Annotated in this window: 19 protein-coding genes; 14 read left to right on the plus strand and 5 right to left on the minus strand. The window is 72.9% G+C overall.

What is annotated here, in order from left to right:
* Window positions 1-169: 169 nt before the first annotated feature.
* The 3 genes from ACZ6O2_RS27525 to ACZ6O2_RS27535 all read left to right on the plus strand — a co-directional run bounded on the left by ACZ6O2_RS27525 (window position 170) and on the right by ACZ6O2_RS27535 (window position 3681).
* Window positions 170-652 carry a hypothetical protein gene (locus ACZ6O2_RS27525; RefSeq protein WP_350711199.1) on the plus strand — a complete coding sequence of 161 codons (483 nt, stop codon included), beginning with the start codon at window positions 170-172 and terminating at the stop codon, window positions 650-652.
* Between the two features lie 74 nt (window positions 653-726).
* On the plus strand, window positions 727-1947 hold the full coding sequence (locus tag ACZ6O2_RS27530; RefSeq protein ID WP_466024927.1) for an MFS transporter: 1221 nt from the start codon (window positions 727-729) through the stop codon (window positions 1945-1947).
* Window positions 1948-2007: 60 nt separating this feature from the next.
* A complete protein-coding gene (locus tag ACZ6O2_RS27535) occupies window positions 2008-3681 on the plus strand; it encodes a bifunctional 3'-5' exonuclease/DNA polymerase (protein ID WP_466024888.1) in 1674 nt (557 codons plus the stop codon).
* Window positions 3682-3694: 13 nt separating this feature from the next.
* Here ACZ6O2_RS27535 and ACZ6O2_RS27540 read toward each other — a convergent pair whose 3' ends face one another.
* Window positions 3695-4108 carry a winged helix-turn-helix transcriptional regulator gene (locus ACZ6O2_RS27540; RefSeq protein ID WP_466024889.1) on the minus strand — a complete coding sequence of 138 codons (414 nt, stop codon included), beginning with the start codon at window positions 4106-4108 and terminating at the stop codon, window positions 3695-3697.
* 82 nt (window positions 4109-4190) lie between these two features.
* On the opposite strand from ACZ6O2_RS27540, the gene ACZ6O2_RS27545 reads away from it, so the two are divergent.
* The 5 genes from ACZ6O2_RS27545 (at window position 4191) to ACZ6O2_RS27565 (ending at window position 8842) form a co-directional block, all read left to right on the plus strand.
* Window positions 4191-5003, plus strand: a complete 813-nt coding sequence (locus ACZ6O2_RS27545; RefSeq protein WP_466024890.1) for an NAD(P)H-binding protein — start codon at window positions 4191-4193, stop codon at window positions 5001-5003.
* A gap of 194 nt (window positions 5004-5197) precedes the next feature.
* Entirely contained in the window at window positions 5198-5791 is a 594-nt protein-coding gene (locus ACZ6O2_RS27550; protein ID WP_350711214.1) for a nucleotidyltransferase family protein, read from the plus strand.
* Window positions 5792-5847: 56 nt separating this feature from the next.
* Window positions 5848-7023, plus strand: coding sequence for a zinc-dependent alcohol dehydrogenase (locus ACZ6O2_RS27555; RefSeq protein ID WP_466024891.1), 1176 nt, complete (start codon window positions 5848-5850; stop codon window positions 7021-7023).
* A 191-nt stretch (window positions 7024-7214) separates the two neighbouring features.
* On the plus strand, window positions 7215-7769 hold the full coding sequence (locus ACZ6O2_RS27560; RefSeq protein ID WP_466024892.1) for a hypothetical protein: 555 nt from the start codon (window positions 7215-7217) through the stop codon (window positions 7767-7769).
* Between the two features lie 11 nt (window positions 7770-7780).
* On the plus strand, window positions 7781-8842 hold the full coding sequence (locus tag ACZ6O2_RS27565) for a phosphotransferase (RefSeq protein WP_466024893.1): 1062 nt from the start codon (window positions 7781-7783) through the stop codon (window positions 8840-8842).
* A gap of 15 nt (window positions 8843-8857) precedes the next feature.
* Here the strand turns inward: ACZ6O2_RS27565 and ACZ6O2_RS27570 are convergent, their stop codons facing one another.
* The 3 genes from ACZ6O2_RS27570 to ACZ6O2_RS27580 all read right to left on the minus strand — a co-directional run bounded on the left by ACZ6O2_RS27570 (window position 8858) and on the right by ACZ6O2_RS27580 (window position 13326).
* Window positions 8858-9667 (minus strand): metal-dependent hydrolase, encoded by an 810-nt coding sequence (locus ACZ6O2_RS27570; protein WP_350711186.1) that lies wholly within the window; start codon window positions 9665-9667, stop codon window positions 8858-8860.
* Window positions 9668-9908: 241 nt separating this feature from the next.
* Entirely contained in the window at window positions 9909-11240 is a 1332-nt protein-coding gene (locus ACZ6O2_RS27575) for a glycosyltransferase family 4 protein (RefSeq protein ID WP_466024894.1), read from the minus strand.
* 142 nt (window positions 11241-11382) lie between these two features.
* A complete protein-coding gene (locus ACZ6O2_RS27580; RefSeq protein WP_466024895.1) occupies window positions 11383-13326 on the minus strand; it encodes an amylo-alpha-1,6-glucosidase in 1944 nt (647 codons plus the stop codon).
* A 42-nt stretch (window positions 13327-13368) separates the two neighbouring features.
* Here ACZ6O2_RS27580 and ACZ6O2_RS27585 point away from each other — a divergent pair, with 42 nt between their 5' ends.
* Complete coding sequence (locus tag ACZ6O2_RS27585) at window positions 13369-16074, plus strand: MGH1-like glycoside hydrolase domain-containing protein (RefSeq protein ID WP_466024896.1); 2706 nt, start codon at window positions 13369-13371, stop codon at window positions 16072-16074.
* A 117-nt stretch (window positions 16075-16191) separates the two neighbouring features.
* Entirely contained in the window at window positions 16192-16590 is a 399-nt protein-coding gene (locus tag ACZ6O2_RS27590; RefSeq protein ID WP_466024897.1) for a hypothetical protein, read from the plus strand.
* 139 nt (window positions 16591-16729) lie between these two features.
* Here the strand turns inward: ACZ6O2_RS27590 and tnpA are convergent, their stop codons facing one another.
* A complete protein-coding gene (gene tnpA, locus ACZ6O2_RS27595; RefSeq protein WP_466024898.1) occupies window positions 16730-17161 on the minus strand; it encodes an IS200/IS605 family transposase in 432 nt (143 codons plus the stop codon).
* A gap of 18 nt (window positions 17162-17179) precedes the next feature.
* Here tnpA and ACZ6O2_RS27600 point away from each other — a divergent pair, with 18 nt between their 5' ends.
* The 4 genes from ACZ6O2_RS27600 (at window position 17180) to ACZ6O2_RS27615 (ending at window position 21068) form a co-directional block, all read left to right on the plus strand.
* Window positions 17180-18334, plus strand: a complete 1155-nt coding sequence (locus ACZ6O2_RS27600) for an RNA-guided endonuclease InsQ/TnpB family protein (protein ID WP_466024899.1) — start codon at window positions 17180-17182, stop codon at window positions 18332-18334.
* Window positions 18335-18408: 74 nt separating this feature from the next.
* The gene (locus ACZ6O2_RS27605) at window positions 18409-19116 is read left to right on the plus strand and encodes an HAD family hydrolase (protein ID WP_357703915.1); all 708 of its coding nucleotides are present in this window, start codon (window positions 18409-18411) and stop codon (window positions 19114-19116) included.
* A 492-nt stretch (window positions 19117-19608) separates the two neighbouring features.
* A complete protein-coding gene (locus ACZ6O2_RS27610; protein ID WP_466024900.1) occupies window positions 19609-20412 on the plus strand; it encodes a L,D-transpeptidase family protein in 804 nt (267 codons plus the stop codon).
* Window positions 20413-20819: 407 nt separating this feature from the next.
* The gene (locus ACZ6O2_RS27615; protein WP_466024901.1) at window positions 20820-21068 is read left to right on the plus strand and encodes a hypothetical protein; all 249 of its coding nucleotides are present in this window, start codon (window positions 20820-20822) and stop codon (window positions 21066-21068) included.
* The last annotated feature ends 20 nt before the right edge of the window (window positions 21069-21088 follow it).

The raw sequence follows: 21088 nt of genomic DNA on the forward strand, positions 1-21088 counted from the left end.
TAAGACCGGCACTCGTGCCGGCGGCGCGCAGGGAAGCGGGAACCCACCCGGACGCCGCGTGTTCCACGCGCAGCGTGGAGGGAATCTCCGTCCTTCAGGGCGGAGAGGATGTCAACGATCCGGCTGTCGCCGCATCGACCCGTTTCCACCGTCGACGTAGCGTTGACGTGTGACACCGGAGATGGGTCAGTTGGCTGAGATCCGAGCTGCCCGTTGCCAACTCGACGAGCAAGAGTTGGAGCTTATCGACCGCGCCCGCTACAAGGGTGCTACGTGGGCGCAGATCGCTGCCGCGCTGGGACTCGGTAGTCGGCAGGCCGCGGAGCAGCGCCGCCAACGTCTGGCGGCAGCCCGGTGGTCCCGGCGGCAGGACCGCGATCTTCACTATTCGTCGCGGATCGCGGCGTTGCGGACCGCGATTGCGGAGCTTCAGCGCTGGATCGATGTGGATCGAGGTTGGGATACGCGGTTCCGGCGGGCGGCGCTCGTACGTAGTACGGCAGAGGTCGCCCTCGATGCCGCTCCGGGCTCGCTCTACGCGCTGGCATCGCATGTCGCCGTCGACCTCGCCGAGGCGGGGCTCGAACGGTTGCCAAGGCCCGTTCGAGCGGTCGCCGCGAACCTGAATGCGGGGCTGTCAATGAAAGCTTGACACTCGCCAGCTGCATTGCCTTGCTGAGGCTCAAGAAAGAGGATGAGTCACCTCGGCTCAACCTTGGAGGCCTCGTGCGCCGCAATGCCGGACTGTTCGTGGCGATATCGCTGCTGTCGGGCTTTGGTAGCAGCGCCATGTCCCTGGTAGCCGGGATCTGGATCCTTGACCTCACCGGTTCCAGCAGCCTCGCGGCCCTCGCCGGGCTTTGCGTGTATACCCCTGTACTTGCCGGCCCGTGGCTGGGAGGTCTCTTCGACCGGGCGCCGGCGCGACCCCTGATCATCGCAGTCAACCTCACGTTGGCCGCCGTCCTGCTGAGTCTGTTCGCGGTGCGGGGGCCCGGCGAAACCTGGCTGATCTTCGCGGTCTCGTGCGCCTACGGGCTCAGCTATGTGTTGATTGACGCGGGCGAGACCGCGCTGCTGCCGTCATCGCTGTCACCTGCGGAACTCGGCCATGTCAACGGCTGGCGTTCGAGTGCTCAGGAAGGCATGAAGCTCGTGGCTCCACTGGCCGGCGCGGGCCTCTACGCATGGCACGGCGGTCACGTGGTGGCCGTCCTCAGCGCGGCCATGCCCGTCCTGGTCGCCATCCTGTACGCGGGGGTGCGACTGACCCGTACGCCAACCGACCTTCCCCAGGAGCGGCAGCGCGGCCTCCGCGCAGGGATTGTCATCCTTTTCGGGCAACCGGCGATGCGGGTCACCGTCGCGCTCGCAGCGGTGTCCATTGCCATGTCCGGCTTCACGACCGCGGCCGTCTACGCGATCGTCATCGGGGTGCTCGGCCTGCCGACTGCGTTCCTCGGCGTCCTGGCCGGTGCCCAGGGCGCCGGATCCATCGTCGGCGGACTGTTCGTCGGCCCACTCATCGCTCGCCGGGGCCCAGTTGCTGTCGGCGCCGCCGGCACGGTGCTGTTCGCAGCCGGTTGCCTGGCACGCTGCCTGCCCTGGTGGCCGGTCACGGTTGCCGCCTCGGTGGTCGCCGGCATCGGCCTGCCCTGGACCCTGGTCGCCGCAGTGACCGCAGTGCAGACGCACACACCGTCGGCGTTGCTCGGTCGAGTCGCCGCGACGGCCAACACCGTGATGTTCGGGCCGATCGCTCTGGCGATTCCGCTCGGCTCCGCAACTGTTCACCTCGGCAGCCGTCCGTCACTCATCGCAGCTGCCGCGCTCTGCCTGACTTCTGTGGTAGCCACCTCCTACCGCTCACCGACGCGCCGGAGCGCAGCCACGTCCACCAACCGCTCCGGCAGCCAGCCCCGCCCACCCGCGCGGTCACCGCAATAGACGTTGTGGCGGTGGGGTGGGCCGCAGGAAGTGTCGTAGGAACGAGGCAGAATCGCGTTCGTGCTGGTGGCGGTGGTGTCGGACGAGCGGGGCGGGGGAGCCCTGCAACCCCTCGACGCTGCCGGGGCTCCTGCCGGCCCGGTCGAGCCGGCGGCCGACCTGGCCGCCGCAGTGGCCGCGCGCGAGCGGGCCGATCACCCGCGCTGGGTCTGGGCGTCCGGCGCGACGATCTATCCCCCGTTGCTGCGCGCCGGGGTGCGGGTGGAGCGCTGCCACGACGTGGAGCTGACCGAGGCCCTGCTGCTGGGCCACGCCGGCCGCTGGGGCGAGCCGCGGTCGCTCGCCGCCGCCCACGCCCGGCTCACCGGGGGGCCTGTCCCACCCGATCCGCCGCCGCGCCCGGCCGCGCCGCCCGGCCACGGCCAGGGCGCGCTCTTCGACGCCCTGCCCGGCCCGCCGGGCCCGGGCATCGAGGCGCTGACCCGGGTGTACGCCGACCAGCTCGCCCGGATCGCCGCGACCGAGCACCCCGGCCGGTTCCGGCTGCTGGTCGCCGCCGAGTCGGCCGGCACGCTGATCGCCGTGGAGATGGGCGCCGCCGGGTTGCCCTGGCGGGCCGAGGTGCACGACGAGATCCTCGCCGAGCTGCTCGGCGAGCCGTCCCCGGTCGGCGGCCCGCCCCGCCGGCTGGCCGAGCTGGCCGCCCGGATCGCCGCCGCGTTCGGCGTACGCCAACTGCACGCCGACTCCCCGGCGGAGCTGTTGCGGGCGTTCGCCCGGGCCGGCGTGGAGCTGCCCAACACCCGCGCCTGGGTGCTGCGCGGGGTGGACCACCCGGCGGTGCCGCTGGTCCTGGAATACAAGGAGCTGTACCGGATCTGGACGGCGCACGGCTGGTCCTGGCGCGACGCCTGGGTGCGCGACGGGCGCTTCCAGCCGGAGTACGTCCCGGGCGGGGTGGTCTCCGGCCGGTGGGCCACCCGGGGCGGGGGCGCGCTGCAGATCCCCAAGGTGATCCGGCGGGCGGTGGTCGCCGACCCGGGCTGGCGCCTCGTGGTCGCCGACGCCGGCCAGTTGGAGCCGAGGGTGCTCGCCGCGGTCTCGGGCGACGCCCGGCTCGCCGCGGCCGGCGGCGCCGGCGACCTCTACGCCGCCCTCGCCCAGGACGCCTTCGCCGGTGACCGGGCCCGCGCCAAGGTTGCCCTGCTCGGGGCCATGTACGGGCAGACCGGCGGGTCGGCGGTGCCGGCGCTGGCGGTGCTGCGGCGCAACTACCCGACCGCCTTCGGCTACGTCGAGGCGGCCGCCCGCACCGGCGAGGTTGGCGGGCTCGTGCGTTCCTGGCTGGGGCGCACCTGCCCGCCCGGCACGGCGGGGTTCGGCGACGGCGAGGAGGCCGACCCCGACGGCGGCGGCGACCCGCAGTCGCCGCGCGCCCGGGCGGCCCGGTCCCGGGGGCGGTTCACCCGCAACTTCGTCATCCAGGCCACCGCCGCCGAGTGGGCCTCGACCCTGCTGGCGACGCTGCGCGGCGGGCTCGCCGGCACCCGTGCCGAGCTGGTCTTCTTCCAGCACGACGAGGTGATCGTGCACTGTCCGGCGGAGCAGGCCGGCGCGGTCGCCGAGGCGGTCACCCGCGCTGGCGAGCGGGCCGCCGCCCTGCTCTTCGGCGACACCCCGGTCCGCTTCCCGCTGGATCTGTCCGTCGTCGACTGCTACGCCGACGCCGCGTGACGGGGCCTGCCGGTCAGGAGACGGCGGATCCGGGGTTGGCGGCGTCCCACGCCCGACGGGACTCGGCGATCGCGTCCTTGTGCGCCAGCGACCAGTCGGCCAGCTGCCGGACGAGGTGGGTCAGGCTCCGGCCGCGCTCGGTCAGCTCGTAGGTCACGGTCACCGGGACGGTCGGGTACGCGGTGCGCACCACCAGGCCGTCACGTTCCAGGCGGCGCAGGGTCAGGGTGAGCATCCGTTGGGAGATGCCGTGGATGCCCCGCTGTAGCTCCCGGAACCGCCGGACGCCGGAGGAGAGTTCGACGATCGCGAGCACCGACCACTTGTCGCCGATGCGGTCGAGCACGTCGCGGATTCCGCAGTCCGGGTGCTCGGGCAGCCCGCACGGTGCCAGCGCGTCGGTTACCGCCGTGTGCCCTGCCGACATGGAAGTGCCTCCTTGTGCCCGGTTCCGTGGTTCCCGACGATGAGGTTAGTTCCGATTCGGTACCACGCGGAAGGTTCGTCTCATGCTGCTGGTCACCGGTGCCTCCGGGCACCTGGGCTCCCTCATCCACGCCGGTCTGGCCGAGCGGGGCCTGGCCCCGCTCGCCGGCACCCGTACCCCCGGCCGCTTCGCCGACGCCGGGCGGCACGTGGACTTCGACGACCCGGCGGGGCCGGACCTCGCGGGCGTACGCGTCCTGGTGCTGGTCTCCGCCGGCTACGGCGAGGACGACGTGGTCATCGCCCGCCACGAGCGGGTGGTCGCGGCGGCGGAGCGGCACGGGGTGGAGCACGTGGTCTACACGAGCCTGGTCGGGGCCGGCGACCACCTGGCGTTCGCGTTGGCGCACCGGTGGACGGAGCGCCGCCTGCAGGAGAGCCGGCTGGGCTGGACGATCCTGCGCAACGGGCTCTACGCGGAGCTGTTCGGCCAGTTGGCCGCCCCCGTCGGCGGCGCGGTGACCGCTCCGTTCGGCGCGGGCGCGTTAGCGGCGGTGGCCCGGCAGGACCTGGCCGACGCGGCCGTGCGGGTGGCCGCCGACCCCGCCGCGCACCGCCACCGTACATACGAGCTGACGGGGCCCGTCGCGCTCACGGCAGCCGGTCTCGCCGCCGCGCTGGAGGTGCCCTACCGTCCGGTGTCGCTGGGCGAGCGTCGTGCCGCGCTGGCGGGCCCGGGCCTGCTGCCCTTCCAGCCGGCGATGCTCATGTCGATCTACTCCGCCACGGCGGGCGGGTTCCTCGCCGAGACCCACGGCGACCTTGCCCGCCTGCTCCCGCGTCCACCCCGTGACCCGATGCCGGTCGCGGTCGCCGCCGCGAGGGCGTCGTCCTGACCGGCCGCACAGTCCGCCGCGGGCGGTCCAGCGGGGTTGCCGGTTGGTAACAGTTGCACTATTTTCCCCTTTCGCCCCGCTACCCGGCTCGCCTCGTCCTCGTTGCTCCCGATGTCCGTACGACGGAGCGGGCCGTGCCTCGCGGCACGGTCCGCTCCATGGTGGAGGGGGCCCAGCTGAACCGGATCGCAGGAATGATCATCGCCGCGGGCGGGGGACGCCGCATCGGCGGCCCGGAGGCCCTGCTGCACCACGGGGAGAAGCCGCTGGTGGACCAGATGATCGACACGATGACCGAGGCGGGCTGCGAGCAGATCGTGGTCGTGCTGGGCGCGGCGGCCGACCAGGTCCGCGAGACGGCCGACCTGAGCCGGGCCACGGTGGTGATCAACCGGGCGTGGGGCACCGGCGTCGGCTCGTCCATCCGGGCCGGCCTGGCCGCGCTCGACGACGAGGGGATCGAGGCGGTCGTGGTCGTCCCGGTCGACATGCCCGGCCTCACCGCCGCCGCCGTCCGCCGGGTGACCGCGCTGCCGTACCCCGACGTGCTGGTCTGCGCCACGTACGCCGGGCTGCGCGGCTACCCGATGCTGTTCGGGCGCCGACACTGGTCCGGCATCGCCACCCTGGCCAGCGCGGACGTCGGCGCCCGACCCTACCTGCTGGCCCACAAGGACCAGATCGTCGACATCTCCTGCGACTCGGTCGCCGACGGCAGCCGGGTCGACAGCCCGGAGCTGATGGCCCTCTACGGGCTGACGGTCCCGCCCCAGCGGGTCGGCGTCTAGATGCCCCGCCCACCGGCGTCGGTGACTGTGCCTGGTCGGCGCCGGAAGAGGCGACCGTGAAGGCGTTGGTGTGGCAGGGCGCCAACGAGCTCGCCGTGACGCGGGTGCCGGATCCGCAGCTGCGCAACGAGCAGGACATGATCGTCCAGGTACGGAAGACGGCCACCTGCGGCTCGGACCTGCACCTGCTGGACGGCTACATCCCGTTCATGGAGCACGGTGACGTGCTGGGCCACGAGTTCCTCGGCGAGGTGGTCGAGGTCGGCCCGCAGGTGCGCGAGCACAGGGTGGGCGACCGCGTGGTGGTCTGCTCCTTCGTCGCCTGCGGGCGCTGCTGGTACTGCCGGCAACAGCAGTTCTCGCTGTGCGACAACGGCAACACCAACCCGGCCGTCACCGAGGGCGGGTGGGGCTTCGCGCCGGGCGGGTGCTACGGCTACTCGCACGCCCTGGGCGGTTTCGCGGGCAGCCACGCCGAGTACGTCCGCGTCCCCTACGCCGACCACGGGGCCTTCACGGTCCCGGACGGCGTCAGCGACGAGCGGGCCGTGTTCGCCTCCGACGCCGCCCCGACGGGTTGGATGGGCGCCGACCTCGGTGGCGTCAGGGCCGGCGACGTGGTCGCCGTCTGGGGCGCCGGCGCGGTCGGACAGCTGGCGGCACGCGCAGCCGTCCTGCTCGGCGCGGAGCGCGTCGTCGTGATCGACCGGATGGAGGACCGGTTGCGGATGGTGCGGGACCACCTGGGGGTGGAGACGCTCGACCACCAGACCCAGGACGTCGGCGGTGAACTGCGGGAACGCAGCGGCGGACGCGGACCCGACGTGTGCATCGAGGCCGTCGGCATGCAGGCCCGCAGCAGCGGCCCGCAATTCCTGTTCGACCAGGTCAAGCAGCAGCTGCGCCTCGAATCGGAGCGTCCCGTCGCCGCCCGCGAGGCGATCCACCACTGCCGCAAGGGCGGAAGCGTGTTCCTCCTCGGCGGCTACGCCGGCCCGGTCGACAAGTTCCCGCTCGGGGCCGTGACGAACAAGGGCCTCACCCTGCGCGGCGCCCAGCAGCACGGACAGCGCTACATCCCGATGCTGCTGGAGCGCATGGCCCGCGGCGAGCTCGTCACCGAACACCTCGCGACCCACACCATGCCGCTCGCCGACGCCCCGCAGGGCTACCACCTGTTCAGGAACAGGCTCGACGGCTGCGTACGGGTCGTCTTCGAGCCGGCAGGGTGACCGCGCACCGCCGCCCACCCGAGCGCCGGGCGTGACGTCGCTCCTGCCCGTCGCCGACGTGCCTCGCGTCAGGTGCGACCGCGACGCGGGGACGCACGACGGGCGGTCCTTCCGATAGCGTCGGCGGGCGCGGCGCGGCGCGGCGCCGCTCGCCGACGCGGGCCGGGGGAGTCCGCAACCGGGGAGGTTCCATGATCGGCACGGTGGCCCGGCACGTCGCCGGGGCGGTGGCCGCCTGGCTGGTGTTCGTCGTCGAGGCGGCGGTCTGCTACCTGGCGCTGTTCGTGTTGGCGCTGGTCACGGGTGCCCCCCTGGGCAGTCCGGTGGCCGGGCCGTTCTGGGTGCTGGTCGCCGCCCTGCTTGGTGCCGCGCTCGTGCCGCTGGCGGTGGCGCCGGCCGTCGTGATCGCCGACGCCGCCGCGAGCCGCCACGGGCCGGTGGCCCGCACGCTGGTGGCCTGCGCCGTCGCCGTGGTGATCGTCGGGCTGTACGTCGGGGGCGTCGCGGCGGTCACGGAGACGGCCGTCGCCGACGCGGCGCTGGCCTGGCCGCTCACGACGGCGGCGCTGCTCTGCCCCGTTGTGGCCTACGCCGCCGTCGTGCACGGCTCGCCGGCCGCGACCCGGTTCCTCGCCCGCTGGCGCCGCACCGACCCGTCCGGCACCGTGCCCGCCCAGCCGTCGCCCGGCGGCTCCGAGGGCCCGGTGCCGGCGGCCCGCCGGGCCGACCACGCCGAGCGGCCCTGACGGTGACCGGCGTGCCGGATCGACCGCCGGCCGACCTGGTCCCTGCCGGCGTGCCGGCCGAGCAGCTCATCCACAACACGCTCAACGGGGTGACCGGCGGCATCTGGCGCACCCGCCGGGACGGACAAGCGGCCGTGCTGAAGCTGGTCACCCCGCCCGGCCGCCCCGGCCCGGCGCACTGGGCCGGCAGCGACGAGCCGGGGCACTGGAACTACTGGCGACGGGAGGTCGAGGCGTACCGCAGCGGCCTGGCCACCGCCGCGTACGCCGACGCGGGGCTGGCCGCGCCGACGCCGCTGGCGGTCGACGACCGGCCGGACGGCTCGGTGGCGCTGTGGCTGGCCGAGGCGACCGGACGCCCGGGCATCGCCTGCACGCCCGCCGACCTCGGCGACGTTGCCGCCCGGCTCGGCGCAGGACACGCCCGCTGGCTCGGCGATCCCGAAGCGCGGGAACTGCTGCCGGGCGGCCGGGCGCCGGACTGGCTGGCGCGGGACTGGCTGCGCGACTACACACTCACCCGGCCGGTGGCCGCCCCGGTGCCGTGGGAGCACCCGGTCGCCGTCGGCGCCTGGCCGCGCCCCCTGCGCGACGCCCTGCGCGCGCTGTGGGAGCGGCGGCACGAGGTGCTGGCGGCCACCGACGCGCTGCCCCGCACGCTCTGCCACCACGACTGCTGGCCCATGAACCTGGTGTTCGGCGACGGCGGGCCGGTGCTGCTGGACTGGTCGGGCGTCGGGCCGGGGCCGCTCGGCGAGGACGCGGCGAACCTGGCACTCGACACCTTCCTCGACGGGCTGGTCGACGTCGCCCTGCTCGACGAGGTGGCCGCCACGGTGGTCGACCGCTACGTCGAGGGGCTGCGCGGCGCCGTCGCACCGGCCGTGGTCGTCCGGGCCGTCCGGCTCACCGGAGCGGCCAAGTACTTCTGGCTGGCGCCGATGATGCTCGGCCGGCTCGGCCGGACCGCGATCAGCGCGACCTACGACGCGCGTGACGAGGCGGAGATGATGGCCGGCCGCCGGCCGGTGCTGGAGTTGCTGGTGCGCTGGGCCGCCGAGGCGCTGTCCTGACAGCCCGGGGGCCGCTCAGCCCTCGATGTTGAAGCGCTGCAACACCGACGGGGCGACCAGCCCGAGCGCCGCGAGCACCGAGACCGCCGTCAGCACGGCCCGGACGACGATCACCTCGGTCTTGCTGCCGGCCCGCAGGGCGATCTTGTTCGGCAGGCCGATCGGCGTCCACATCCGACGTTTGATCGGGATCGGCCACAGGATCGGCACGCCCGCCCGGGTGATCATGTCGCCGAGGATGTGCACGAAGCAGCCCACCCCGACGGCGGTGCCGATCAACGGGTAGCCCCGGTCGCCGGGCAGGTTGGCGAAGGTGAACCAGGCCGCCCCGGCCGACGCGAGGGTCACGATGACCCAGCCGGCCCGCTCCGCCCACTTGTCGAACAGCCCGCGCAGGGCCAGCCCGAACATGAAGAACAGGATGCCGATCACCGCCCACTTGCCGTACGCGGCGCAGAGCGTGGTGGTGCCCCAGCCGACCAGCAGGGTGAACGGGATGGTGTGGGTCAGCGTCCGGTGGCCGTTGTTGCGGCGGGGGTCCTTGCTGAGCTTGGTCGCGTAGTAGACCCCGAGCGAAATCTTCTCCATCACCTCGGCGATGAAGAGCGAGAACACGCCGAAGGTGCGGGCGACGGTGGCCCCGCCCTGGTTGCGGGTCACCTTGCCGGACAGGTCGAGGTCGGGGAAGAGCGCCCCGCCGGCGCAGACCGCGGTGCCGACGGCGAGCTCCAGCGGGGTCTGGTGGTAGTTGGCGAAGTGGTCCAGCGCCCAGGACCCGGTCAGCCACACCGCCGCGCCGGACAGCGCGTGGGACGGTCCCATCATGTCGGCTCGCCCTCCCCAGGGATCTTGAGCGCCAAAACTACGCCACTGTAGTTCGTCGGCGTGGCGCAGGGGCATCACCCGGACGGTCCACAGAGGGTGGTGCCGGGGAGGGGGTGCCGGTCGATGCCGGGCCACCAGGAAGTATCGCGTGCCGACGGGCGGGCAGGGCCGTTCTGTCGGCCACCGGACGGCGTGTCGCGCGGGGTGGGATGGCACGCCGTCCGTTGCGGTGCCGGCCGGTTCAGCAGGCGGCGCCGCCGACCGTGAGGAGGTTCCCCTCGGGGATGGTGATCTTCGGCCGGGGCTCGCCGAGCCGGGCGGCGCCCCGCCGGGCCCGCGCAGGGCCGTGCTCGCGGTGGGCGGTCGCGTACGTGCCGGCGGTCCGGGCCGCGATGGTGGCCCAGCCGTACCGCCGGCCGACCATGGTGCGGGCCCGCCGGGCCACCCGCCGGGCGAAGACCTCGTCGCCGATGAGCCGGTCGACCGCGCCGGCGAGGGCGCCCGGGTCGCTGTGCGGGAAGGTCACGCCGGTCACGCCCGGCTCGACGATCTCCGCGAGGCCGCCGGTGCGGGCCACCGCGAGGGGTGCGCCGGCCGCCGCCGCCTCCAGGGCCACCATCCCGAAGGGCTCGTAGAGGCTGGGCACCACGGTCGCGTCGGTGGCGCCGAGCAGCGCCGGGAGCTGGGTCGAGTCCAGGAAGCCGGCGAAGCGTACGGTCTGCCCGAGCGCGAGCCGGCGGGCCTCCTCCTCCAACTCGCCGCGGTAGGGGCCGTCGCCCGCGATCACCACCCGCAGCCCGGGGTGTCGGTCGCGCAGGTGCGGCACGGCGTGCACCAGGTGCTGCACGCCCTTCTCGTAGACCAGCCGGCCGGCGTACCCGACGAGGGGGCCGTCTCCGGCGAACCGGGCGCGGGCCGAGGCGACCGCCCCGGGGCGCGCCCGCCAGGCCCGGTCGTCGACCCCGTTGGGCACCACGTCGATCCGGTCGGCCGGCAGGTCGAAGAGCGTGGTGACCTGATCGCGCATGTAGCCGGAGCAGGCGATCACCCGGGCGGAGGCGTTGCTCAGCCAGTGCTCGACGCCGTGGATGGTGCGGTTCAGTTCCTCCGGCAGCCAGCCCTGGTGCCGGCCGGCCTCGGTGGCGTGGATGGTGCTGACCAGCGGCAGGTCCAGGTGCTCGGCGAGCGTGACGGCGGTGTGCGCGACGAGCCAGTCGTGGGCGTGGACCACGTCGTACGAGCCGGCCTCGGTGGCCCGCAGGGCGGCCCGGGTGAGGGTGTGGTTGAACGCCATCGTCCAGGCGAGCAGGGAGGAGGTGGCCAGCGGGAAGGTCACCGGGTCCTCGGCGGCGCGCAGGATGCGGACGCCGTCGGCGTACTCCTCCAGGGGCGCGCCGTCGGCGTGCCGGGTGACGACGGTGACCTCGTGCCCGGCGGCGGCCAGGGCCACCGACAGGGCGTGCACGTGCCGGCCGAGCCCGCCCACGAGCACGGGTGGGTACTCCCAGGAGAGCATCAGCACCCGCTGCTGCCGGGTGGGGTGGATGTCGATCACGTCGGCGTCAGGTGACATGCGGCGGCCCCCTTGAGTTGTCTCCGAGCGCGCGTGCCGGCATCGCGGAGGGTGCCCGTCGGGTGTCGCGACCGGATCGGCACCCATCCTCCTGGCGGTTGGCTAACCAGCGGGGACGCCGCCGTTGCGGTCGTGTAAAGCGCTACCGGCGGGTGCGGCGCACGCGCAGCACCTCGGCGACCGACCACGCCTGGAACGGGCAGCCGGTCGCGCCGTGCGGCGGGAGGCCGTCGGCGGTCTCGCTCACCGATCCCAGCCCGTATTCGGTCAGGTGCGCCTCGATGCCCACGAGAAGGTCGTCAACCGGCAGCTTTGCCCGCCGGGCGGCGTCGGCGTACGGGCCGAGCAGCCAGGGCCACACGGTGCCCTGGTGGTAGGCGCCGTCCCGCTCGGCCGGCCCGCCCCGGTGCCGCCCGACGAACTCGGGCGAGTCGGGGGAGAGGCTGCGCGGGCCCAGCGGGGTGAGCAGCCCGGCGGCGACCCGGCGCAGCGTGGGCTCGTCGGGCTCCAGCGAGGCGTACGGCAGCGACCAGGCCAGCAACTGGTTGGGGCGCAGCAGGTCGTCGTCGTGGTGCGCGGCCCCGCCCAGCGGGTACGCCGGCGCGGGCGCGTCCACCACGTCGTGCAGCCAGCCCGTCGGGGCGGGAAACCGGTCCCGGAACGCGGCGACGGCCCGCCCGTGCAGCCGCCACAGGTCGGTCGCGTCCCGCCCGGCCAGCTCGGTCAGCTCGGCGAGGCCGGCCAGCCCGTTGACCCACAGCGCGTTGACCTCCACCGGCTTGCCGGTACGCGGCGTGACCGGCACCCCGTGCACCCGGGCGTCCATCCAGGTCAGCGCCGTGCCCGGGGTGCCGCCCTGGGTGACCAGCCCGTCGGCCGGGTCGACGGCGATGCCGAACCGGGTGCCGGCCAGGTGCGCGTCGACCACCCCGCGCAACGCGGGCAGCAGCTCGTCGCCGAGGTCGGTGTCGCCGGTGACGGTGACGTGCCGGCTCACCGCGTGCAGGAACCACAGCGTCGCGTCGACGGTGTTGTACTCCACCCGGCCGGTGTCGGCGGTGTTGGCGAGCATCCCCTCCGACAGCGTCGCCGCGTACGCCCGCAGCAGCTCGCGGCCCTCGTCGGCCCGGTTGGTGCAGAGGAACAGCCCCTCGTAGGAGATCATCGTGTCCCGCGACCAGGCGCCGAACCACGGGTAGCCGGCCACCACGTCCGGCCCATTGCCGGCGCGGATCACGAAGGCGTCCGCGGCCAGCGCGAGCGTCGCCTCGACCGGGTCCGCCGGCTTCGCCGCCGCCACGACCCGCCGGTTACGGGCCCGGGCCGCCGCCACCACCTCGGTCGCCGGCGGCGGCTCCTGCGCCAGGTCGCCGGCCCAGGCGAGCACCGACACCGTGTCGCCCGGCCCGCCCAGCTTCCCCGAGAAGCGACCGGCGTACCAGAGGTCCTCGTCGGGGGGCAGGCCGCGCGCCGCCTCCTCGCGGTGGTGCGCGCCGAGCCACCACTGGCCCTCCGGCGTCCAGTTCGACCCGGCGAGCCGGAAACCGCCCTCCACCACCGCCCCGCCCGGCACCGGCTCCACCCGCGGGGCCGGCCCGTCGGCCCGGCGCTCGCCGTGCGCGTCCCGCCAGGTGCAGGCCGCCGCCAGTTCGAGCCGCACCGGCCCGCCGGAGACGAGCCGATGCACCACCGCCACGCACGGGCGGCCGTGCGTCATCGCCAGCTCCCGCTCGATCACCACGTCGCCGATCCGCCAGCGCCACCGGGGCAGGCCGTCGGTCAGGTCGAACCGCTCCAGCAGCTCGAAGCCGCGCGGGTCGACGTCGCCGGAGGCCCACTCGTGCGCGCCCAGGCGCACCCGCGCGCCGGAGGGGAGGACTACCGTCGGGTCCAGGCTGACCAGTCCCACCCGTCGGGACGCCGGCGTCTCACCGGACACCACCAGCAGGCCGTGGTAGCGGCGGGTCCGCAGGCCACTGACGGTGCCCATCGCGTACCCGCCGAGGCCGTCGGTGACCAGCCACTCCCGGGTCGCCCCGCCGGTCAGGTCGCCGCACACCTGCGGACCGAATCGAACGTCGATCAACTTTCCTCCACCGGCCGCGGCGTGCGACGGACCACGACGAGAATGGCCCGTGTGGTGAAGTCCCCCGGCGGCGTCGAAGATGTGCGAGTGATCACCGACGTGCCGCCCCCCGACGACCGCGCGCCCGACCCCGAACGGCTCCGGCTGGCTCAGGCCGACGCCGGGGAGCAGGACTGGCGCGCATGGGGTCCCTATCTGTCCGAACGGGCGTGGGGGACGGTGCGGGAGGACTACAGCGAGCACGGTACGGCCTGGGACTACTTCCCGCACGACCACGCGCGGTCCCGAGCCTACCGGTGGAGCGAGGACGGGATGGCCGGCGTCTGCGACGACCGGCAGACGTTCTGCTTCGCCCTCGCCCTGTGGAACGGCGAGGACCCGATCCTCAAGGAGCGGATGTTCGGCCTCGGCGGGGACGGCGGCAACCACGGGGAGGACGCCAAGGAGTACTGGTGGTACGAGGACTCCACGCCCACCCACTCGTGGATGCGCTGGCGGTACCACTACCCGCAGGCCGCCTTCCCGTACGACGAGCTGGTCGCGGTCAACGCCCTGCGCGGCCGGGACGACACCGAGTACGAGCTGGTCGACACCGGCATCTTCGACGACGACCGGTACTGGGCGGTGACCGTCGACTACGCCAAGGCGACCCCGACGGACATGTGCGTCGTCGTCACGGTCGCCAACCGGGGCGACCGGGCGGCCACCCTGCACGTGCTGCCCACCCTCTGGTTCCGTAACACCTGGGCGTGGGGGCTGCCCGGCTGCGACCGGGTGCCTCGGCTGGTCGGGGAGGGGTCGCGGCTGGTGGGGGAGCACCGGGTGCTCGGCCAGCTGCTGCTGGAGGGCGACGGCGAGCCCACGCCGCTGCTCTGCGACAACGACAGCAACGCCGAGCGGCTCTGGGGGCTGCGCAGCCGGTCCCGCTACCCGAAGGACGGCATCAACGACCACGTCGTCGACGGGGCCGCGACGGTCAACCCGGCCCGGGAGGGCACCAAGGGCGCGTTGCACTACGTGCTGGACGTGCCGGCCGGCGCGCAGCGGCGGATCCGGCTGCGGCTGACCCGTACCGCCCCGCCGCCGGGCGGCACCCCGCCCCCGCCGGCGGACCTCGGCGACGGCTTCGACGCGGTGGTCTGGGCCCGGCGGGCGGAGGCGAACCGGTTCTTCGCCAGCGTGATCCCGGCCGCGGCGACCCCGGACGAGGCCCTGGTCGCCCGGCAGGCGATCGCCGGACTGATGTGGGGCAAGCAGTTCTACCACTTCGACGTCAAGCGCTGGCTGGAGGGCGATCCGGGGTCCGCGCCACCGCCCGGTCGCCGGCACGGGCGCAACAGCGCCTGGTGGCACATGAGCAGCTTCGACGTGATCTCCATGCCGGATCCGTGGGAGTACCCCTGGTACGCGGCCTGGGACCTGGCCTTCCACTGCGTCAGCATCGCCCGGGTCGACCCCGGCTTCGCCAAGGCGCAACTGCTGCTCCTGCTCCGCGAGTGGTACCTGCACCCCAACGGGCAGATCCCGGCGTACGAGTGGGCGTTCGGCGACGTGAACCCGCCGGTGCACGCCTGGGCGGCGCTCAAGGTGTTCGAGATCGACGGCAGCCGGGACCACGACTTCCTGGCCCGGGCGATGCACAAGCTGCTGCTCAACTTCACCTGGTGGGTCAACCGCAAGGACACCGGCGGCAACAACGTCTTCGAGGGCGGCTTCCTCGGGCTGGACAACGTCGGCCCGTTCGACCGTTCGGCGGCGCTGCCCGTTGCGGGGGTGCTGGAGCAGTCCGACGGCACCGGCTGGATGGCCATGTACGCCCTCAACCTGCTCGACATCGCGATCGTGCTGGCCGAGCACGACCGCACCTGGGTCGACACCGCCACCAAGTTCTTCGAGCACTTCGCCTACATCGCGGCCGCCGCGTACGAGCAGGGCCTGTGGGACGACGAGGACGCGTTCTTCTACGACGTGCTGCGGCTCGCCGACGGCACGAAGGTGCCGCTGAAGGTCCGCTCGGTGGTGGGGCTGCTGCCGCTGGCCGCCACCACCCGGCTCACCGCGCGTACCCTGCACCGGCTGCCCGAGCTGGGCGCCCGGCTGCGCTGGTTCCTCACCAACCGCCCCGAGTACGCCGACGTGGTCGGCGCCCGGCGGCTCGGCCCGGACGGCCGCCAGCACCGGCTGCTGTCCATGGTCGGCCCGGAGCAGATCGTCCCGCTGCTGGCCCGGATGCTCGACCCCGACGAGTTCCTCTCCGAATACGGCCTGCGGACGCTGTCCCGGGCCCACCTGGACAAGCCGTTCTCGGTGACCCTCGGCGGCCAGGAGTTCAGCGTCGGCTACGAGCCGGCCGAGTCGACCAGCGGCCTGTTCGGCGGCAACTCCAACTGGCGCGGCCCGATCTGGATGCCGACGAACTTCCTGCTGATCAGCGCGCTGCGCGACTACGCCACGTTCTTCGGCGACGACTTCCAGGTGGAGTACCCGACGCGCTCGGGGGTGAAGCGGACGCTCGACGAGATCGCCGACGACCTCTCCGCACGGCTGATCTCGCTGTTCACCCGCGACGACTGGGGCCGGCGACCGATCTACGGCGCCGCCCAGCTCTTCCAGACCCACCCGGACTGGCGGGACCTGATCTGCTTCCCGGAGTACTTCCACGGCGACAACGGGGCGGGCCTGGGCGCCTGGCACCAGACCGGCTGGACCGCGCTGGTCGCCGACCTGATCCTCACCCTGCGCCGCTGACCGGGCGGCGCCCCGCCGGGTACCGGTCACCGGGACGGCCGGGCTCGCGGCACCGGTGCCGGGGGCGGACCGCGTCGCCGGGTGTCCGCCCCGCGCAGGGGCATGGGTTGCGGGATCATGTCCGCCGTGGCGGTGCGTGGCTTCGCCGACCTGGCCGCCGCGCTCGCCGCCGCCCGGGCCACCGGCAGGAGCGACCGCGGCGCCTGGCCGGGAGTGGTGACGGCCTACCTCGACTCTGTGTACGCCAACCCGGAGGTGTGCGACGTGATGCTCGCCCACACCGCGGACCTCATCCTCGGCCGCGACCCGGCGCCGGGCGCGCCGCGGCCGCCTTCGCCGAGCTGCGCGCCGCCGTGGCGCCGCTGGCGGCCGGCCGGGACCCGGACACGCTCGCCGAGCTCGGCTAGGCCCTGCTGCACGGCATGGTCATGCTCACCCGCGGCGGGCGGCTGCGCCCGGAGACGCAGGAACAGCCGGGAGGAGATGACCGTGGCCGGGCTGCTCGCCGGCCCGTGACCCTCCGCCGCGACGGCGTGAGGGGCGCCGGGCCGGCGGAACCCGGATGACCGGGCTGGCGGAGGGCAGTATCGTGGCGCCGGCCGTCAACGTGGCCTAGCGAGGAATCCCGGTCCCTTCAGGGCCGGGAGGAATCGCGTCACGCGCCTGGACGCTTCTGATTTTCGATGTACTCGCGGATGACGGCCAGGGGTGCCCCACCGCACGATCCGGCGAAGTACGACGGCGACCACAGGTGGCCGTGCATGATGTGCCGGTTGATCCGGCCGGTGAACTCCTGCCGAAGGTAGTGCGCGGAGACGCCCTTGAGCCTGTTGACCAGGGTCGATATCGGTAGCTTCGGCGGGTAGTGGACGAGGAGATGGACGTGGTCGTCTTCGCCGTTGAACTCCCGCAGGTCCGCACCGAGCTTGGCGCACACGTCAGCCATGATGTGCCCGCACCGGGTGAGCATGGCGTCATCGAGCACGTCCCGCCGATGTTTGGTGACGAAGACAAGATGTACGTGCAGGTTGTGCACGACGCTCCGGCCGCGGCGGACATTCGGGGCTGGGGTCCATCGGGGTGACATAGACCAGAATGGGAGACTGTGGATGTGAAAATTGTTGTGCAGGTTCGCCTGTTTCCCGACGCTGGCCAGGAGGCGGCGTTGCGGAACACGTTGAGCCTGTGCAACGAGGCCGCGAATCTCGTCTCGGTGGAGGCGTTCCAGCGACGAATCCACGGGAAGCAGGCGCTTCAGCGGCTTACCTACGGCCGTTTGAAGGCTCTGGGTTTGTCGGCTCAGCCGGCGATCCATGTTGCCCGTAAGGTCGCCGGCGCGTACGCCACCCTGAACGCCAACATTCGTGCCGGAAATCTCGGCAAGCCCGGGTCGAAACGTCGCCGCACGGCCGAGGGAAAGCCGATCGGGTTCCGTCGGGACGCCGCGCAGGCGTTCGACGACCGCTGTCTGTCCTGGCAGATCCGGTCCCGTACGGTCTCCATCTGGACCATCGCGGGGCGGCAGGCCGGTATCCGGTTCGGGTGCTCCGCGCAGCAGTACGCGGTGCTGTCCGCCCACCGCAAGGGCGAATCCGACCTGGTGCACCGTGACGGCAAGTGGTACCTGCACGCCACCTGTGACATCCCTGATGTTGAGGTGAAAGAGCCTGACGGGTTCCTCGGCGTCGATTTGGGCATCGCGAACATCGCCACCACCAACGACGGGACCCGGCACTGCGGCAAGGGCCTCAACCGGGTCAGGCATCGAAACCAGCGGCTACGGGCCAAGCTTCAACGCATCGGCACCAAATCGGCCAAGCGGCTGTTGAAGGCCCGCCGCCGCAAGGAAGCCCGGTTCGCGGCCGACACCAACCATCGCATCGCCAAGCAGATCGTGACCGAGGCCGAACGCACCGGCCGCGGCATCGCCCTGGAGAACCTCACGGGCATCCGCGACCGGGTACGGCTCCGACGGCCCCAGCGGGTCACACTGCACACGTGGGCGTTCCACCAACTCGGCCAGTTCATCGCCTACAAAGCAGCCCGGGTCGGGCTGCCTCTCGTCCGCGTGGACCCGGCGTACACCTCGCAGGGCTGCTCCACCTGCGGGCACACCGCCAAAGCCAACCGCCCCCACCAATCCACCTTCCGATGCACGTCCTGCGGCTTCGCTGAGCACGCCGACGTGAACGCAGCCCGCAACATCGCCACACGCGGTGCCACGGACTGGGCAGCAGTCAGCCTGCCGAACGCGGCGTGACCGATACAGCCAGCATCGAGCACGATCTGCAAGCTCGGCCCCTTCAGGGCCGAGAAGCTGACCGGGAGGAAACCATGGCAGACACGACGCGCCGGCGCGGCGGGCAGGTGCTCGTCTTCGACGCCGACGACACGCTCTGGGAGAACAACATCCTGTTCGAGCGGGTGATCGACGACTTCCTGGAGTGGCTGGACCACCCCACGCTCGACCGCGCCGAGACCCGCGCCATCCTGGACGACATCGAGCGGGCCAACACGGTCGCGCACGGCTACGGCAGCAAGGTCTTCCTGCGTAGCCTGGCCGAGTGCCTGGAGCGGCTGCGTCAGCGACCCGCCACGGAGGCCGAGCGGCGCGAGATCGAGGGGCTGGCGGCGGCGCTGGCCGATCACCGGGTGGAGCTGATGCCGGGGGTGGCCGAGGCGCTGGACGACCTGGCCGGCCGGCACGAGCTGTTGCTGCTGACCAAGGGCGAGCCCGAGGACCAGCAGCGTAAGCTCGACGCCTCCGGGCTGCTGCACCACTTCCGGGCTGCCCACATCGTGCCGGAGAAGGACGTCGACACCTACCGGTGGCTGACCCGGGAGCACGACATCGACCCGGCCGTCGCCTGGATGATCGGCAACTCCCCGAAGTCCGACATCCTGCCCGCCCGCGCCGCCGGCATGAACGCCGTGTTCATCCCCAACGACAACACCTGGGTGCTGGAGCACGCCGAGCTGGACCCGGCCGACCGGGGTGTGCTGCGGCTGTCCGCGTTCCCCGAGCTGCTGCTCCACTTCTGAGCCGTACGCTGGTCGTGGGCGGCGGCGCGAGGGCCGCGGCACGGTGGTCGCCTCGACGGGGAACAGCGTTGGCCCGCAGGGCCGCGTTACGTCGACATGCCGCTTTTTCACCTTGACATCAATCACGCTCGCTCGGACCCGGTTCGTCCTTGTCCGGCCCGCGGACGCGCGCCTAACCTGATCCGGCGCTCACGTCTCGTCGGGGTGAGTCGGGGGCGCGCCGAAGTCCGGTAGTTGGGCACCGTGGAGCTGAGTGCAGGCGGCAGGCTCGCCGTGGTGAGCCCGGCGTGGGCGGCGTGCCACGCCCGCGCGCTCATTCGGTGATGTCCGCTACCACGCCGGACGGCTGGGGGTCAGGATCGGGGAGTTGCGGACCCGGTCCTGACCCGCCCCAGCGGACACGCCTCCTCCACCCCGGCTTGACGTCAAGGGGCCAGGGAATCTGATGCCAGGGGACCACGGGGACGTGTGCCGGCTGCCAGGATGTCCGGCATGAATCGGAGAAAACTCCTAATTGCCGCCGCCGGCGCGGCGGCGTCCGCCGTCGTTGCCCCCGCGGCCCGCGCCTCCGCGGCCCCCACGGGCCCGGGAACCCGGGACGCCTGGAGCACCACGACCACCGTGGCCCGCTATCCGAGTGATCGGCGCATGTGGGTCGACCCGAACAACCGCGCCGCCAAGCTGCGGACGCTGCCGGTGGAGTGCCAGCAGGTCATCGTCGTCGGCGGCACCAGCTACACCACCACCTACGCGACCCTCGAGACGTACGCCAAGGTGCTGGGCCACTGGCGGCGGGTGTCGGGCGCGCTGCCCGCCCGGGTCGGCTCGAAGGGGTTCAGCGACAACCACGTGGAAGGGGTGCCCACCACCCCGACCGGGGTCTACTCGATCGGCCCGACCATGTACGGCATCGGGGCCAACCCGGGCGTGCGCTACCCGTACCACCGCCTTGTCAGCGGCGACTGGTGGAACGAGAACCCCGAGTCCGCGCTCTACAACACGTTCCAGCACAGCGCCACCAACCCCGGCGGCTACAGCGAGGCGCTGTGGCAGGAGACGCCCGCGTACACGCACTTCGCGGTGATCACGTACAACATGCCGCCGAACGTGGCGAAGCCCGTGCCGTACGCGGGCAGCGGCATCTTCCTGCACGAGTTCAGCACCAGCGGCGGCAACCCCACCGCCGGCTGCGTCAGCCTCTCGCACACCAACCTGGTGGCCGTCCTGCGGTGGCTCAACCCGGCGCTGTCGCCGCACATCGTGATCAGCCCGTACGCCAACCTCGACCGTTACTGACCGTCGTCCGCGACCCGACGTCCGCATCTCCCGCAGCCGTGCGGGCCCTTGTGGCCGGCACGGCTGCGGTCGCCTGACCCCTTGTCAGGTCAGCACCCGAGCCCCATCCGCCTCCATTTCCGACCCGGCCACCGCCGGGGCCGTCGATCCTGCGGGAATCCGGCCAGGGTCTGGCCATCGCAGAAGCGGGTCAAGGAGCTGACCGGCAAGCGCACCGCCAACAACCGTGTCTACCAGCTCTCAGACGGGCGGACGCAGGCGGAGATCTCGGCGGTTCCGCTGCACTACAAGGACGGCAAGGGCCGCTACCAGCCGATCGACACAACGGTCCGCCCTACCAAGGACAAGGGACACGTCCAGGGCAACCGGACCAACACCTTCACAAGCCGGACCGCTCGGATGACCTGGTGCGTTTCGAGCGGGACAGCCGCAGCATCGAGCTGGGCCTGGTCGGCGCCGCCAAGGGCGTGACGCCGAAGGTCTCGGGTTCCACCGTCACCTATCAGGGTCTGGCCGGCGGGGATCATGGCGCAGCACGGTGCCGACGAACGAAGATCGCGCCCGCCTGTCAGACGGTGCTGAAACCGGTCCTGGATGCGGCCGGACGCCCACCGGCGTCGACTTGGCGCCGGATAGCTGTGGCTCGGCACGCCTGAATCCGAGGACGAGTTCCTCC

Source organism: Micromonospora sp. NPDC048040 (assembly GCF_055587185.1).

Excerpts from the sequence above, each read along its gene's own strand:
- tnpA (WP_466024898.1), bottom strand. The coding sequence starts at position 17,161 with ATGTCACCCCGATGGACCCCAGCCCCGAATGTCCGCCGCGGCCGGAGC.
- ACZ6O2_RS27575 (WP_466024894.1), bottom strand. The coding sequence starts at position 11,240 with ATGTCACCTGACGCCGACGTGATCGACATCCACCCCACCCGGCAGCAG.
- ACZ6O2_RS27590 (WP_466024897.1), top strand. The coding sequence starts at position 16,192 with ATGTCCGCCGTGGCGGTGCGTGGCTTCGCCGACCTGGCCGCCGCGCTC.
- ACZ6O2_RS27585 (WP_466024896.1), top strand. The coding sequence starts at position 13,369 with ATGGCCCGTGTGGTGAAGTCCCCCGGCGGCGTCGAAGATGTGCGAGTG.
- ACZ6O2_RS27545 (WP_466024890.1), top strand. The coding sequence starts at position 4,191 with ATGCTGCTGGTCACCGGTGCCTCCGGGCACCTGGGCTCCCTCATCCAC.
- ACZ6O2_RS27550 (WP_350711214.1), top strand. The coding sequence starts at position 5,198 with ATGATCATCGCCGCGGGCGGGGGACGCCGCATCGGCGGCCCGGAGGCC.
- ACZ6O2_RS27605 (WP_357703915.1), top strand. The coding sequence starts at position 18,409 with ATGGCAGACACGACGCGCCGGCGCGGCGGGCAGGTGCTCGTCTTCGAC.
- ACZ6O2_RS27570 (WP_350711186.1), bottom strand. The coding sequence starts at position 9,667 with ATGATGGGACCGTCCCACGCGCTGTCCGGCGCGGCGGTGTGGCTGACC.
- ACZ6O2_RS27560 (WP_466024892.1), top strand. The coding sequence starts at position 7,215 with ATGATCGGCACGGTGGCCCGGCACGTCGCCGGGGCGGTGGCCGCCTGG.
- ACZ6O2_RS27610 (WP_466024900.1), top strand. The coding sequence starts at position 19,609 with ATGAATCGGAGAAAACTCCTAATTGCCGCCGCCGGCGCGGCGGCGTCC.
- ACZ6O2_RS27540 (WP_466024889.1), bottom strand. The coding sequence starts at position 4,108 with ATGTCGGCAGGGCACACGGCGGTAACCGACGCGCTGGCACCGTGCGGG.